13 protein-coding genes are annotated in these 14,328 nt (G+C 49.2%); all 13 read left to right on the top strand.

Features of this window, described 5'->3' with window-relative positions; all coding sequences use genetic code 11:
- Nucleotides 1–207: 207 nt before the first annotated feature.
- Genes M1D98_RS16515 through M1D98_RS16455 form a run of 13 tightly spaced genes read left to right on the top strand, consistent with a single transcriptional unit; the run spans nucleotide 208 to nucleotide 14,321 of the window.
- Complete coding sequence (locus M1D98_RS16515) at nucleotides 208–2,028, top strand: polysaccharide biosynthesis protein (RefSeq protein ID WP_197156056.1); 1,821 nt, start codon at nucleotides 208–210, stop codon at nucleotides 2,026–2,028.
- An 11-nt stretch (nucleotides 2,029–2,039) separates the two neighbouring features.
- Entirely contained in the window at nucleotides 2,040–3,185 is a 1,146-nt protein-coding gene (locus tag M1D98_RS16510) for a glycosyltransferase family 4 protein (protein ID WP_121643774.1), read from the top strand.
- Nucleotides 3,182–4,018 (top strand): glycosyltransferase EpsE, encoded by an 837-nt coding sequence (gene epsE, locus M1D98_RS16505; RefSeq protein ID WP_456279745.1) that lies wholly within the window; start codon nucleotides 3,182–3,184, stop codon nucleotides 4,016–4,018. Before M1D98_RS16510 ends, epsE begins: the two co-directional genes overlap by 4 nt.
- On the top strand, nucleotides 4,011–5,159 hold the full coding sequence (locus M1D98_RS16500) for a glycosyltransferase family 1 protein (RefSeq protein ID WP_456279744.1): 1,149 nt from the start codon (nucleotides 4,011–4,013) through the stop codon (nucleotides 5,157–5,159). The genes epsE and M1D98_RS16500 overlap by 8 nt, the downstream gene beginning before the upstream one ends.
- A 3-nt stretch (nucleotides 5,160–5,162) precedes the next feature.
- Nucleotides 5,163–6,266, top strand: a complete 1,104-nt coding sequence (gene epsG, locus M1D98_RS16495; RefSeq protein WP_121643333.1) for a biofilm exopolysaccharide biosynthesis protein EpsG — start codon at nucleotides 5,163–5,165, stop codon at nucleotides 6,264–6,266.
- Nucleotides 6,267–6,290: 24 nt separating this feature from the next.
- On the top strand, nucleotides 6,291–7,325 hold the full coding sequence (locus M1D98_RS16490) for a glycosyltransferase family 2 protein (protein WP_121643332.1): 1,035 nt from the start codon (nucleotides 6,291–6,293) through the stop codon (nucleotides 7,323–7,325).
- Nucleotides 7,326–7,329: 4 nt separating this feature from the next.
- Entirely contained in the window at nucleotides 7,330–8,406 is a 1,077-nt protein-coding gene (locus M1D98_RS16485; RefSeq protein ID WP_456279743.1) for a polysaccharide pyruvyl transferase family protein, read from the top strand.
- Nucleotides 8,403–9,437 (top strand): glycosyltransferase, encoded by a 1,035-nt coding sequence (locus tag M1D98_RS16480; protein ID WP_456279742.1) that lies wholly within the window; start codon nucleotides 8,403–8,405, stop codon nucleotides 9,435–9,437. The genes M1D98_RS16485 and M1D98_RS16480 overlap by 4 nt, the downstream gene beginning before the upstream one ends.
- Entirely contained in the window at nucleotides 9,434–10,951 is a 1,518-nt protein-coding gene (locus M1D98_RS16475) for an MATE family efflux transporter (RefSeq protein WP_268559058.1), read from the top strand. Before M1D98_RS16480 ends, M1D98_RS16475 begins: the two co-directional genes overlap by 4 nt.
- Nucleotides 10,948–11,556, top strand: coding sequence for a sugar transferase (locus tag M1D98_RS16470; protein WP_121643329.1), 609 nt, complete (start codon nucleotides 10,948–10,950; stop codon nucleotides 11,554–11,556). The genes M1D98_RS16475 and M1D98_RS16470 overlap by 4 nt, the downstream gene beginning before the upstream one ends.
- Entirely contained in the window at nucleotides 11,553–12,191 is a 639-nt protein-coding gene (locus M1D98_RS16465) for an acetyltransferase (protein ID WP_268559060.1), read from the top strand. The genes M1D98_RS16470 and M1D98_RS16465 overlap by 4 nt, the downstream gene beginning before the upstream one ends.
- Nucleotides 12,192–12,207: 16 nt before the next feature.
- Nucleotides 12,208–13,374 (top strand): DegT/DnrJ/EryC1/StrS family aminotransferase, encoded by a 1,167-nt coding sequence (locus tag M1D98_RS16460; RefSeq protein WP_456279741.1) that lies wholly within the window; start codon nucleotides 12,208–12,210, stop codon nucleotides 13,372–13,374.
- A complete protein-coding gene (locus M1D98_RS16455) occupies nucleotides 13,353–14,321 on the top strand; it encodes a polysaccharide pyruvyl transferase family protein (RefSeq protein ID WP_121643326.1) in 969 nt (322 codons plus the stop codon). The genes M1D98_RS16460 and M1D98_RS16455 overlap by 22 nt, the downstream gene beginning before the upstream one ends.
- Nucleotides 14,322–14,328: the final 7 nt, after the last annotated feature.

Here is a 14,328-nt window from a genome sequence, read left to right as displayed (position 1 = left end):
AATGGAGGCACTCGGCTCCGCTGTGGGCAGATGAAATTTGCTGCCTTAGATGCTGGTCGTCGCTGGCGGGGCGTGAGGATGGGTTAAATGCCCGCTTATTTAATATATACATAGAATGTGTGGTGGTTGTCGGTTTAGCTGCCGCCGATGTTTTAGAGGACGAAAACCGCCGCAGCTAAACCGATAAAAGAATTAGGGGGGAAAAGGTTGAGTTACCGGAGAAGACTTTCAATGATTATTGCGCTGGATACTTATCTCGTTTTACATTCAGTTATTGCAGGATATCAATTTTTAAAAGATTCTTATCAATTTTATGACTCCGGAGCATTATTGCTTACCGCTGTCAGCTTGCTCCTCAGCTATCATGTCTGTGCCTTCCTGTTCCATCAGTATAAACAGGTATGGACATACACCGGAATCGGCGAGCTGATGGTCCTGTTGAAGGGCATTACGCTATCGGCCGCTGTGACCGGCGTCATTCAGTATGCTGTGTATCATACGATGTTCTTCCGTCTGTTAATCGCGTGCTGGGTGCTGCAGCTTTTGTCCATCGGAGGAACCCGTGTTTTGTCGAGAGTGTTGAAAGAAAGCATCAGAAAGAACCGCAGCGCCTCTTCCCGCGCGCTGATTATCGGGGCGGGCTCAGGAGGGACTCTTATGGTCAGGCAGCTGCTTTCAAAAGATGATCCCGACATCATACCTGTCGCTTTTATTGATGACGATCAAACGAAGCATAAATTAGAAATCATGGGGCTGCCAGTGATCGGCGGAAAAGAAAGTATCATGCCTGCGGTGCAAAGGCTCAAAATTAACTATATTATTATTGCGATTCCTTCACTCCACACCCATGAGCTTCAGGTGTTATATAAGGAATGTGTACGAACTGGGGCCACCATCAAAATTATGCCTCACTTTGATGAAATGCTGCTCGGCTCAAGAACTGCCGGGCAAATCAGAGATGTAAAAGCAGAGGATTTGCTCGGCAGAAAGCCGGTAACCCTCGACACAAGCGAAATTTCGAACCGCATTAAAGGAAAAACAGTTCTCGTTACGGGAGCGGGCGGATCAATCGGCTCAGAAATCTGCCGGCAAATCAGCGCGTTTCAGCCTAAGGAAATCATTCTGCTCGGCCATGGAGAAAACAGCATTCATTCGATTTATACAGAGCTGAACGGTCGATTCGGCAAACACATTGTGTTTCATACAGAAATTGCGGATGTGCAGGACCGCGATAAAATGTTTACCTTGATGAAAAAGTACGAGCCGCACGTGGTCTACCATGCAGCTGCCCATAAGCATGTGCCGTTAATGGAGCACAACCCTGAGGAGGCTGTCAAAAACAACATCATTGGAACAAAAAATGTCGCGGAAGCAGCCGATATGTCGGGGACAGAGACATTTGTGCTGATTTCATCAGACAAAGCGGTGAACCCGGCCAATATAATGGGGGCGACAAAACGATTCGCCGAGATGATTATTATGAATCTTGGAAAAGTGAGCAGAACCAAGTTTGTCGCTGTCCGCTTCGGCAATGTGCTCGGGAGCCGCGGCAGCGTTATTCCGATTTTTAAAAAGCAGATTGAAAAAGGCGGTCCGGTAACTGTGACACATCCGGCGATGACCCGCTATTTCATGACGATCCCCGAGGCTTCAAGGCTTGTGATTCAGGCCGGGGCACTGGCGAAAGGGCGCCAGATTTTTGTTCTCGATATGGGAGAGCCTGTAAAGATTGTGGACCTTGCCAAAAACCTCATTCATCTGTCCGGCTATACGACTGAGCAGATTCCAATCGAATTCACAGGCATTCGCCCTGGTGAAAAAATGTATGAGGAATTGCTGAACCAAAATGAAGTACACACTGAACAAATCTTTCCGAAAATTCATATCGGCAAAGCGGTGGATGGCGATTGGCCAGTCCTGATGCGTTTTATCGAGGATTTTCATGAGCTGCCGGAAGACGATCTGAGAGCGAGGCTGTTTGCGGCAATCCATACATCAGACACAATGACGGCTGCCAGTGTTCATTAGGGGGAGTGAGAATGACGAAAAAGATATTGTTTTGCGCGACGGTTGATTATCATTTTAAAGCCTTTCACCTCCCTTACTTTACATGGTTTAAACGAATGGGCTGGGAGGTTCATGTCGCGGCGAGCGGACAAACGAAACTGCCGTATGTGGACGAGAAATTTTCCATTCCGATTCGCAGGTCACCCTTTCATCCACAAAATTTGGCCGTTTACAGGCAACTGAAGGAAGTGATCGATACCAATCAATACGACATTGTCCATTGCCATACGCCGGTCGGCGGCGTTCTTGCCAGACTAGCGGCGAGGCAAGCGAGGCGGCACGGAACAAAAGTGCTGTACACCGCGCACGGATTTCACTTCTGCAGCGGAGCACCGATCAAAAATTGGCTTCTTTACTATCCGGTTGAGAAATGGCTCTCGGCCTATACGGACTGCCTAATTACGATCAATGAAGAGGATTACATAAGGGCGAAAGGACTTCAAAGGCCGGGCGGCATGACGCGGAAAATTCATGGCATCGGCGTCAATACAGACCGGTTTCGGCCTGTCAGCCTGCAAGAGAAGCAAAGACTCAGAGAAAAACATGGATTCAGTGAAGACGATTTTATATTGGTTTATCCAGCTGAGCTTAATCTCAATAAAAATCAGAAGCTGTTAATTGAAGCCGCAGCCTTGCTGAAAGATAAAATACCGTCGCTTCGTCTTGTTTTTGCCGGAGAAGGGGCGATGGAACAAACCTATCGAACGTTGGCTGAAAAGCTTGGCGCTTCCGGCAATGTCCGCTTTTACGGCTTTTGCCGCGACATTCACGAACTGATTCAGCTTGCAGATCTATCAGTCGCATCCAGCATGAGAGAAGGCCTCGGCATGAATGTGCTTGAGGGGATGGCCGCGGAAAAGCCGGCGATTGCCACGGATAATCGCGGGCACCGGGAAATCATCAGGGACGGAGAAAATGGTTTTCTGATCAAAATCGGCGACAGTGCCGGTTTTGCCAGCCGGATTGAACAGCTTTACCGTACACCGGAACTCTGCAGAAAGCTGGGGCAGGAAGGCCGGAAAACAGCCTTGCGCTTTTCGGAGGCGCGGACGGTGGAAGAAATGGCAGATATTTATTCCGCCTACATGGATATGGATACAAAGGAGAAAAGCGTATGAACTCAGGACCAAAAGTTTCTGTCATTATGGGCATTTATAATTGTGAACGCACTTTGGCGGAAAGCATCGAATCCGTTCTCAGCCAATCCTACAAACATTGGGAGCTGATTATGTGCGATGATGCGTCAACAGACGGCACGCTCCGCATCGCGAAGCAGTATGCCGCTCATTACAGCGACCGCATCAAGGTGATTCAAAACAAAACAAACAAGCGGCTTGCCGCGTCATTAAATCATTGCCTTTCACATGCCACAGGCGATTATATCGCCCGCCAGGACGGAGACGACCTTTCATTCCCGCGCCGTCTGGAAAAGCAGGTCGCATTCTTAGAGAAGCACCGCCACTATCAGGTGGTTGGCACCGGCATGCTTGTATTTGATGAAAGTGGGACAAGGGGCACACGCATCCTGCCTTCTGTTCCGGAACCGGGCATCATGGCAAAAGGGACCCCGTTTTGCCACGGAACGATTATGATGAGAGCGAGCGCTTACCGTACGCTGAAAGGCTACCGGTCGGTGAGGCGGACGAGACGGATGGAGGATATTGATTTATGGCTTCGCTTTTTTGAAGAGGGCTTCAGAGGCTACAACCTTCAGGAAGCCTTGTATAAAGTAAGGGAAGACAGAGAGGCATTCAAACGGCGGTCATTTGCCTATTCGATAGACAATGCCGTCCTTGTCTATCAGGCATGCAGGCGCTTGAAGCTTCCTTTATCTGATTACCTATATATCGCAAAACCGATAATCCGCGCGTTTATGCCGCCTGCTGTAATGAATCGCTACCACAAAAAAAGAGTGATGAACCAAAAAGAAGGGCTTGTGAAACATGAATAGCATTCCAAAACGCGTGCTTCATGTTCTCAGCGGCATGAACAGGGGCGGCGCGGAGACCATGGTGATGAATTTATATCGAAAAATGGACAGAAGCAAAGTACAATTTGATTTTTTAACATATCGAAATGATCCGTGCGCTTATGATGAAGAAATTTTATCTTTAGGCGGGCGGCTTTTTTATGTCCCGAGCATCGGGCAAAGCAATCCCCTTACATTTGTGAGGAATGTAAGACATGTGATAACAGAAAACGGTCCGTTCAACGCCGTGCATGCGCACACGGATTTTCAGACGGGATTTATCGCCCTTGCGGCAAGGCTAGCCGGAGTGCCGGTCAGGGTCTGCCATTCCCATAATACGTCGTGGAAGACCGGCTTCAATTGGAAGGATCGCCTGCAGCTGATGGTATTCAGGCGGCTGATTTTGGCGAACGCGACAGCACTGTGTGCCTGCGGAGAGGATGCGGGCAGGTTTTTATTCGGACCGTCCAACATGGAGCGGGAGCGTGTTCATCTTCTTCCGAATGGGATTGATCTTGATTTGTTCGCTCCAAATGGGCAAAGGGCTGATGAAGAAAAAACAGCACGCGGCATTGCAGTTGACCGTCTCATTATTGGCCATGTGGCCCGGTTTCATGAAGTGAAAAACCATGCGTTTCTGCTGAAGCTTGCCGCACATCTCAAAGAACGGGGGGTTCGCTTTCAGCTCGTGCTCGCAGGAGACGGGCCGCTGCGCGACAAAATGGAAGAGGAGGCGCGGCGGCAGAACTTGCTTTCAGATGTCCTCTTTTTAGGCACTGAAGAACGCATTCATGAGCTGATGCGCACATTTGATGTGTTTGTCATGCCGTCTCTGTATGAAGGCTTGCCGGTAGTGCTGGTGGAAGCGCAGGCATCGGGGCTTCCATGCATCATTTCAGATACCATTACAGAAAAAGTCGATGCCGGTCTGGGACTTGTGACAAGATTGAATCTTTCTGAGCCGGTCGGCATTTGGGCTGAAACCATTGCCAGGGCGGCCGCCGCAGGCAGGCCGAAGCGGGAGCTCATCAAAGGAACACTCGCTAAACTTGGCTACGATGCACAGCAAAATGTAGGAGCGCTGCTGCATGTATACAACTTGACCAGCGAAAAAGGACAGTAAACGATGATTGTGTATGCCGTCAATATGGGAATTGTATATATTTGGTCTTGGTTTGCCAAAATGTGCGGCAGCCGTGATGATTCGCTCGCCACGGGGTATCGGCCGAATAAGCTTTTGATCTGGATTCCGCTTGCCTCACTTGTGCTCGTGTCGGGTCTCCGTTACAGAGTCGGCACGGATTTTCAGACCTACACATTGCTGTACGAATTGGCGGGCGATTATCAAAATGTGTGGCAGATATTCGGTTTCGGCACAGCGAAAACGGCGACTGATCCAGGCTTTACCACACTCCTTTGGCTGATGAATTTCATCACGGAAGATCCGCAAATCATGTATATCACGGTTGCGGCCGTGACCTATAGCTTGGTTATGAAGACACTCGCCGACTACGGAAGGCCGTTTGAGCTGAGTGTCTTTTTATTTTTAGGAACCTTCCATTATTACGCGTCTTTTAACGGCATCAGGCAATACATGGTGGCAGCCGTATTATTTTGGGCGATCCGTTATATCATCAGCGGGAACTGGAAGCGGTATTTTCTGATCGTGCTGATCAGCTCGCTCTTTCATTCCTCGGCGCTGATTATGATTCCAGTGTATTTTATTGTCAGGAGAAAAGCCTGGTCGCCTGCCATATTCGGCCTATCCGTTTTATTTCTTGGCATGACGTTTTTATATCAAAAATTCATTTCCGTGTTTGTCGTTGTGCTAGAAAACAGCTCATACAGCCATTATGAGAAATGGCTGATGACGAATACAAATGGAATGAATGTGATCAAAATCGCTGTCCTGATTCTGCCCCTGTTTCTCGCTTTTTGCTACAGGGCGCGTCTGCGGAAGCTGTGGCCGCAAATCGACATCGTCGTCAATTTGTGCCTGCTCGGCTTTTTGTTCGGGCTTTTGGCCACAAAGGATGTGATCTTTGCCAGATTCAATATTTATTTCGGTTTGTATCAAATCATCTTAGTCCCTTATTTCGTCAGGATATTTGATGAAAAATCGAATGCCCTTATCTATATCGCGATCGTTGTTTGTTATTTTCTTTACAGTTATTTGCTTATGCCGGTTGATTCGTCCGTTCTGCCTTACAGAACGATTTTTTCCCGGTAATTTATGCAAGAGGAGCCGGTCATTATGGAAACACCTGCGGTAAGTCTGTTAGTCGCTGTTTATAACACAGAAACATATATCAGAACGTGTCTTGAATCACTGCGGAACCAGACTGTGGACAACATTGAAATCATCATCGTCAATGACGGTTCGGCAGACGCCAGCCCGGACATCGCGGAGGAATACGCCAAAAAGGATCTCAGGTTCAAAGTGATTCATCAGGAAAACCAAGGCCTCGGCGCGGTTCGGAATAAAGGCATCGAGGCGGCACGCGGCGAGTTTCTCGCATTTATCGATTCGGACGATTGGATCGAGCCTGATTATTGCGAGCGGATGCTCCAAGCAGCGGGCAATGAAACTGATCTTGTCATTTGTAATTACGCCGCGGAGTTTGAGGACACTGGAAAAACGATGATCTCTGACATTGCGGAAACCTATCAGGACCAGCCGAAGGGGCACTATATCAAGGCGCTATTCGAAGGGAAGGTCAGAGGGTTTTCATGGAACAAACTGTACAGGAGAAGCATGATTAAAGCACATCGGCTGTCGTTTCCGCTCCGTGGCGAGCTGGAGCATGTCGAGGATCAGTTTTTCAGCTTCAGGGCTCATTTCTTCGCCCGTTCGGTCTCCTATGTGAAAGCGCCGCTCTATCATTACCGAATTCACCTATCTTCCATCGTACAGCGCTATCAGAAAAAACTGTTTGAATCAGGACTTGCGCTGTACGAGGCGAATGCGGCGTTTTTACAGGAAAACAACAAATCTGAGGAGTACCAAAAGGAGCTTGATACCTTTATCGTGCTTCACAGCAGCATCTGTATGCTGAATGAATGGAAAACCAGCGGCAGCCGCCGGCTGTTTGAAAAACTTAGAAATGTTGGCGTGATTTGCGCAGATCCAGTGTTCCGGGAGAGCCTCTCAAAAACGGGCACCGCGCCTTTTGACGCAAAACGGTCATGCCTGCTTCTGATGGCAAAATACAGAATGATACCGTTCGTCGCTATGGCGTCAGCCGTGTATCAGCGGGTGATCGAGTACAAAATGAGAAACAGAGGGTGAGGACATGTCGTTACAATCGTTGAAAATCAATCTTGCAGAATGGCTGCTGCTAAAGGTCAAATACCCGTCCCAATATTGGCTGGGTACGGCTGATCAGCCGGTAAAGGCCCCATCGAATCAGAAAAAAATCATACTGACCCTGCTGCCGTCCCATGACAATTTGGGGGATCACGCGATTGCTTATGCCAGCAAGGCATTTCTTGAACGAGAATACCCTGATTTTGACATCGTTGAGGTCGATATGAAGGACATGTACAAATCAGCAAAAGCGCTGCTCCGATCGCGCCATCCGGAGGATATGGTCTTTATCATCGGCGGCGGAAACATGGGTGATTTATACCGCTATGAGGAGTGGACGCGCCGCTTTATCATTAAAACATTTCACGACTACCGAGTTGTCCAGCTGCCGGCAACGGCTCATTTTTCTGACACGAAAAAGGGGCGCAAAGAGCTGAAACGGGCACAGAAAATTTATAACGCGCACCCCGGCCTGTTGCTGATGGCGCGTGATGAAACAACGTATCAATTCATGAAACAGCATTTTCAAGAAAAAACGATTTTGAAGCAGCCGGACATGGTGCTGTATTTAGATAAAAGCAAGACCCCCGCAGAGCGCAACGGGGTTTATATGTGTTTGCGCGAGGATCAGGAAAGCGTGTTTAAAGAAGATGAGAGAAGCAAGGTGAAGGCAGCGCTTGTTGAAGAATTCGGTGACATTAAAGCTTTTACGACAACGATTGGACGCCGGGTCGGCCGCGATTCCCGGGAGAAGGAGCTTGAAGCGTTGTGGTCTAAGCTGCAAAGCGCAGAAGCCGTTGTCACTGACAGGCTTCATGGCATGATTTTTTGCGCGCTGACAGGAACGCCGTGTGTCGTCATCCGCTCCTTTGACCACAAGGTGATGGAAGGCTACCAATGGCTCAAAGACATCCCTTACATGACGCTGATTGAACAGCCGGACCCTAAACGCGTGACAGCCGCAGTAAAAGAGCTGTTAACAAAAGAAACAACCCGCGGCGGCTTTCCAAGAGATTTATATTTCAAAGGGCTGCGTGACAAAATCAGCGGTGAAGCGCAATGACCCCGCTCATCAGCATTATTGTCCCGATGTATAACGTTGAGCCATTTATAGAAGCGTGCATTGACTCACTGCTTCGCCAAACGCTTTCTGATATGGAAGTCATCCTTGTGAATGACGGATCGCCGGATCGTTCTGGCGAGATTGCAGAGGATTATGCAAAACGGGATGCGAGAATCCGTGTCATTCATCAGAATAACGGCGGGTTGAGTTCGGCACGAAATACGGGAATAAAGGCCGCACGGGGGACGTTCATCGGCTTTGTGGACGGAGACGATTATGTATCTTCCGCCATGTTCCAAAAACTGATAGAAGAAGCGATGGAGAACCGGCTCGACATCGTTGGCTGCGGTTTTTACAAGCAGTCAGCGGACAGTCGGACATACGTGCCTCCGCAGCTTGACACAAACCGCGTACTGACAAAACCGGAAATCGCTGAACAGCTTACATATGCTCACGAAACAAGGTTTATCTGGTATGTATGGCGTTATGTTTATCGCCGTGAGCTATTGGAGAGAGCCAATCTGATGTTTGATGAAGACATCCGTTTCGCTGAAGACTCTCCCTTCAATTTGTCCGCTTTTTGCGAAGCGGAGCGGGTGAAAATGCTGGATGAAGGCTTGTACGTCTATCGCGAAAACCCGAACAGCCTGACAGAAGTCCCTTATAAGCCGGCGATGGATGAACATATTCAAAAGCAATATCAGGCGAAAATTGCATTCTACAATCGTTACGGTTTAGCAGGCGCATGCATAGAAGATTTGAATGTGTACATTTGCAAGCACCAGCTTCCGATGCTTCTGGCAAACGCTTGTGCATCACCAAACCCGTCGAAAGTGATCAAAAAGCAGATCAAACACATTTTATCCTATGACATGGTGCGGCAGGCCGTCAGACATACGCCGGTTCAGCATGAGAAATTATTACGAGGCGAGCGTTTGGTATTAGGCTTGTCCAAATTGCGGCTCGCATTTCTCATCAAGCTGTTTTTCGAGCAGCGGGGAGCGATGAAAGGCAGTGCGAAGCAGGCATGAAATTCACGATCAACTTCAGTGCGAATCTCACGGCTTTTCTCTTGTCCGTTTTCCTCTCGGTCTGGATGACGCCTTTTATTGTCAAAACGCTTGGTGTGGAAGCGTTCGGTTTTGTTCATTTGACGCAAAATGTGATCAATTACTTTTCGATCATCACCGTTGCGCTAAGCTCGGTTGTCGTGCGGTTTTTTTCTGTCGCCGCACACAGGGGAGAGCGGGATAAAGCAAATGCGTATATCAGCAATTATTTGGCGGCGTCTGTTTTGATTTCGTTGCTTCTATTGCTGCCTCTTGCGGGATCGGCTTTCTTTATTGACCGGGTCATGAACGTGCCGCAGGCGCTTTTGGCTGATGTGCGTTTGTCGATTTTGATTGGCAGTCTGCTGTTCATTTTGACATTTCTGATGGCGGGTTTCGGCGCTGCGCCATTTTATGCCAACCGCCTATACATCACGAGCTCCATTCAGGCGGTGCAAATGCTTGTACGGGTGCTGTCTGTGCTGCTTCTGTTCGCATGCTTTGCGCCGAAAATTTGGCAGATCCAGCTTGCCGCTTTAGCTGGTGCTGTCATCGCGTCTGTGCTGTCTTTCTATTTCTTCAAAAAATTGATTCCGTGGTTTACGTTTCGTATGAAGGATCTTTCATTCCGCATAAGCAAGGAGCTATTTCAGGCGGGCGCATGGAGCTCTGTCAATCAAATCGGCGTCCTGCTTTTTTTGCAGATTGATCTATTAACCGCCAATTTGGTGCTGGGAGCATCAGAAGCCGGAAAATACGCTGCGATTATCCAGTTTCCGCTGCTGCTGCGCAGCTTGGCTGGAACGGTCGCATCCCTGTTTGCGCCTCTTATCACTTCGTTTTATTCAGAAGGCGATATGGACGGATTGGTGAGTTACGCCAATAAGGCGGTGAGGCTGAACGGCCTTCTGCTTGCGCTTCCAGCTGCCTTATTGGGCGGGCTGGCGGGGCCTTTTCTGACGATCTGGCTCGGACCGTCCTTTTCGTCTATCGCGCCGATTCTATATATTCATGCCGGATATTTGGTCGTAAGCCTCGCCTTTATGCCGCTGTTTTATATCTGGACCGCCTTTAATAAGCAAAAAACGCCGGCGATCGTTACCCTGCTGTTAGGCGCGGTGAATGTGGTGCTGGCCGTCACGCTGAGCGGGCCTGCACATCTTGGTTTGTACGGCATAACATTGGCCGGGGCGATTTCCCTTATTTTAAAAAATGCCATCTTTACGCCGCTTTATGTATCACGCATGACCGGCTATAAAAAGCACGTGCTCTTTAAAGGGCTTATCGGGCCTCTTTCAGCGGCTGTGTTTGCCTGGGCGGTTTGTGTGGCAATCCAGTTCATGGTGAAAATTGATGGCTGGACTTCACTGATAGCGGCGGGAATGACAGTCAGCTGCTGCTACGCCATTTTCGCTTTTATGTTCGTTTGTACAAAAGAGGAAAGACAGCTGGTGCTAAAACGGATTCGAAAAACGAAAGGAGCTGTGAATCTTTGATCCTGAAACGACTTTTTGATCTGACGGCCGCCATTGTTTTATTGTGCTGTTCGAGTGCTATCATACTGCTCGCCATCGCCGTTGTCAGGCTGAAAATAGGATCACCCGTCTTCTTTAAGCAAGTAAGGCCGGGCCTGAACGGCAAGCCGTTCACCCTTTATAAATTCCGAACGATGACGGATGAACGGGACAGTGAGGGACATCTGCTGCCTGATGAAGTTCGGCTGACGAAAACGGGCAGGCTGATCAGAAAGCTGAGCATCGATGAGCTTCCGCAGCTGCTGAATGTCCTAAAAGGCGATCTCAGCCTTGTCGGCCCGCGGCCGCTTTTGATGGACTATCTGCCTCTTTATACAGAAAAGCAGGCAAGGCGCCATGAGGTGAAGCCGGGTATTACAGGCTGGGCGCAAATCAACGGCAGAAACGCGATTTCCTGGGAAAAGAAATTTGAATTAGATGTTTGGTACGTTGACAACCGATCATTTTTTCTCGATATGAAAATTTTATGTTTGACCGTGCGAAAAGTGCTTGTGTCAGAAGGGATTCAGCAAACCAATCATGTGACCGCGGAACGGTTTACAGGAAGCGGAGATGTGTCCTCATGAGAAACGTTGCCATTGTGGGTGACGGCGGGCACGGAAAGGTGATCAGAGAGCTGATAAACGCCCGGTCAGACACGCGCTTAGCCGCGGTGCTGGATGATAAATTCCGAACGTTTGAAGCCGGAAAAGAATGGTATACAGGCCCGCCGGAAGCCGCTTCTGAAGTGCGCAGGCTTATTCCTGATGTGTTGTTTCTGATCGCCATTGGAAACAACAGTATCAGAAAACAGCAGGCGGAGCGGCTGGGACTGAAAAAAGAAGATTTCATTACATTGATTCACCCGTCAGCCATCGTCAGCAAGTCCGCTGTCATCGGGGAAGGGACCGTGATTATGGCGGGCGCGATCATTCAGGCGGATGCGCGGATCGGCGCCCATTGCATCATCAATACAGGCGCGGTGGCAGAACACGACAATCACATCAGCGATTTTGTTCATCTTTCTCCGCGTGTCACACTGTCAGGAGCGGTCGCCGTTCAAGAAGGCGCTCACGTCGGAACCGGCGCGGCCGTCATACCGCAGCTCACAATCGGGTCTTGGAGCATTGTCGGCGCCGGCTCCGCGGTAATCCGTTCCATACCGGACGGGGTAACGGCGGCCGGTGCCCCGGCGCGCATTATTTCTCCCATTCAAACCTAAAACAAAGGATGATGACATGAATAAAAGAATCTACTTATCTCCCCCTCACATGAGCGGCAGAGAGCAGCACTATATTTCAGAAGCCTTTTGCTCAAACTGGATTGCGCCCCTTGGGCCGCTTGTGAATTCATTTGAAGAACAGCTGGCCGAGCGCGTCGGCGTAAAAGGAGCGGCAGCGGTCAGCTCTGGAACGGCGGCGATTCATCTGGCGCTGCGTTTGCTAGAGGTAAAAGAAGGGGACAGCGTATTTTGCCAGTCCTTCACATTTGTAGCAACCGCCAACCCAATCTTGTATGAAAAAGCGGTGCCCGTTTTTATTGATTCAGAGCCTGATACATGGAATATGTCTCCGAAAGCCCTGGAAAGAGCGCTGGAGGATGCGAAAAGAAGCGGAAAGCTGCCTAAAGCGGTTATTGCCGTCAATCTATATGGGCAAAGCGCGAAAATGGATGACATCGTCAGCCTGTGTGATACATATGGAGTACCCGTCATTGAGGACGCAGCCGAATCGCTCGGCACAGTGTATAAAGGGAAGCAAAGCGGAACATTCGGGCGCTTCGGCATTTTTTCGTTTAACGGGAACAAAATCATCACCACATCAGGCGGCGGGATGCTCGTTTCAAACGATGAAGCCGCCATTGAAAAAGCGCGATTTCTCGCTTCGCAGGCACGTGAGCCGGCTGTTCATTATCAGCACAGCGAAACCGGACATAATTACAGGCTAAGCAATATTCTGGCCGGTGTCGGCATTGCCCAGCTTGAGGTGCTGGATGAGCGGGTGGAGAAAAGAAGGGCCATTTTCACAAGATACAAAAACGCGCTCGGTCATATAAACGGCGTCCGTTTTATGCCGGAGTATGCAGCAGGTGTGTCCAATCGCTGGCTCACCACGCTCACGCTTGATAACGGGCTGAGCCCATATGACGCGGTTCAACACCTTGCGGAAGAAAACATTGAAGCGCGCCCGCTGTGGAAGCCCCTCCATACCCAGCCGCTGTTTGATCCGTCTTTATTTTATGCTCATGAAGGTACCTTAAGCATATGCGAGGACCTTTTCAAGCGAGGAATCTGTCTCCCATCAGGATCAAGTCTGACGGAAGAAGAACAAGACAGGGTCATTGATGTTTTACTGCATTTATTCCAAACTGCCGAGGTGAAGAAATGGACAGCAAGCATTCGATGATCAGCCTGAAACAAAAACTGTCCGGGCTGCTCGACGTCATTCCGAAACAATCCGAGATCATCTATGCCGACTATCCTCTATACGGAAATGTAGGGGATTTATTTATTATGAAGGGAACAGAGGCCTTCTTCAAAGAACATGGGATCCGTGTCAGAAAACGCTGGAATCCCGACAATTTTCCACTTGGGCGAAAGCTGGATCCGAATCTCATCATCGTCTGCCAGGGAGGCGGCAACTTTGGGGATTTGTATCCGTATTACCAAGGCTTTAGAGAAAAAATCGTCCAAGCCTATCCCAATCACAAAATCGTGATTCTGCCGCAATCGATTTATTTCCAAAATAAAGACAATCTCAAACGGACGGCGGAGATTTTTTCTAAGCATGCGAATCTCCATATCATCACAAGGGAAAGAGCTTCTTATGCAACGGCGCAGGCTTATTTTGCAAGCAATCAGATTAAGCTTCTGCCTGATATGGCCCATCAGCTGTTTCCTGTCGCTTCCACGCAGCAGCCGTTCAATCAAAAGCTGAGATTCATCAGGACAGATCACGAAGCGAACAAGGAGCTTCAGGAACACGCAAACGCGGAAAGCTACGACTGGCGCACGGTGCTGTCAGCTTCAGACCGCCGGACGATCGCTTTTCTGCAAACGCTGAACGTCCTGAATAAAAAAGCGGGCAACCCTCTGCCCATCGCGTATATATGGGAAAAATACTCTGATTATATCGTCAAAAAAGCGATTCGGTTTTTCAGCCGCTACGAATCGGTGGAAACGTCAAGGCTGCACGGCCACATCCTGTCCTCTCTGCTTCAAAAAGAAAACACGGTCATTGATAATTCCTACGGGAAAAACGCCAATTACTATCACACCTGGATGGAAGACGTGCAGAACACCCGACTCATCCAGAACGCCTCAAAAAAGGAAAACCTTCCTGCTCACATGTGAGCGGAAG

This window comes from Bacillus sp. K7, from assembly GCF_053903245.1.
This window is presented reverse-complemented; position numbering and strand designations above follow the sequence as displayed.

Excerpts from the sequence above, each read along its gene's own strand:
- M1D98_RS16510 (WP_121643774.1), top strand. The coding sequence starts at position 2,040 with ATGACGAAAAAGATATTGTTTTGCGCGACGGTTGATTATCATTTTAAA.
- epsE (WP_456279745.1), top strand. The coding sequence starts at position 3,182 with ATGAACTCAGGACCAAAAGTTTCTGTCATTATGGGCATTTATAATTGT.
- M1D98_RS16500 (WP_456279744.1), top strand. The coding sequence starts at position 4,011 with ATGAATAGCATTCCAAAACGCGTGCTTCATGTTCTCAGCGGCATGAAC.
- epsG (WP_121643333.1), top strand. The coding sequence starts at position 5,163 with ATGATTGTGTATGCCGTCAATATGGGAATTGTATATATTTGGTCTTGG.
- M1D98_RS16490 (WP_121643332.1), top strand. The coding sequence starts at position 6,291 with ATGGAAACACCTGCGGTAAGTCTGTTAGTCGCTGTTTATAACACAGAA.
- M1D98_RS16485 (WP_456279743.1), top strand. The coding sequence starts at position 7,330 with ATGTCGTTACAATCGTTGAAAATCAATCTTGCAGAATGGCTGCTGCTA.
- M1D98_RS16480 (WP_456279742.1), top strand. The coding sequence starts at position 8,403 with ATGACCCCGCTCATCAGCATTATTGTCCCGATGTATAACGTTGAGCCA.
- M1D98_RS16475 (WP_268559058.1), top strand. The coding sequence starts at position 9,434 with ATGAAATTCACGATCAACTTCAGTGCGAATCTCACGGCTTTTCTCTTG.
- M1D98_RS16465 (WP_268559060.1), top strand. The coding sequence starts at position 11,553 with ATGAGAAACGTTGCCATTGTGGGTGACGGCGGGCACGGAAAGGTGATC.
- M1D98_RS16460 (WP_456279741.1), top strand. The coding sequence starts at position 12,208 with ATGAATAAAAGAATCTACTTATCTCCCCCTCACATGAGCGGCAGAGAG.
- M1D98_RS16455 (WP_121643326.1), top strand. The coding sequence starts at position 13,353 with ATGGACAGCAAGCATTCGATGATCAGCCTGAAACAAAAACTGTCCGGG.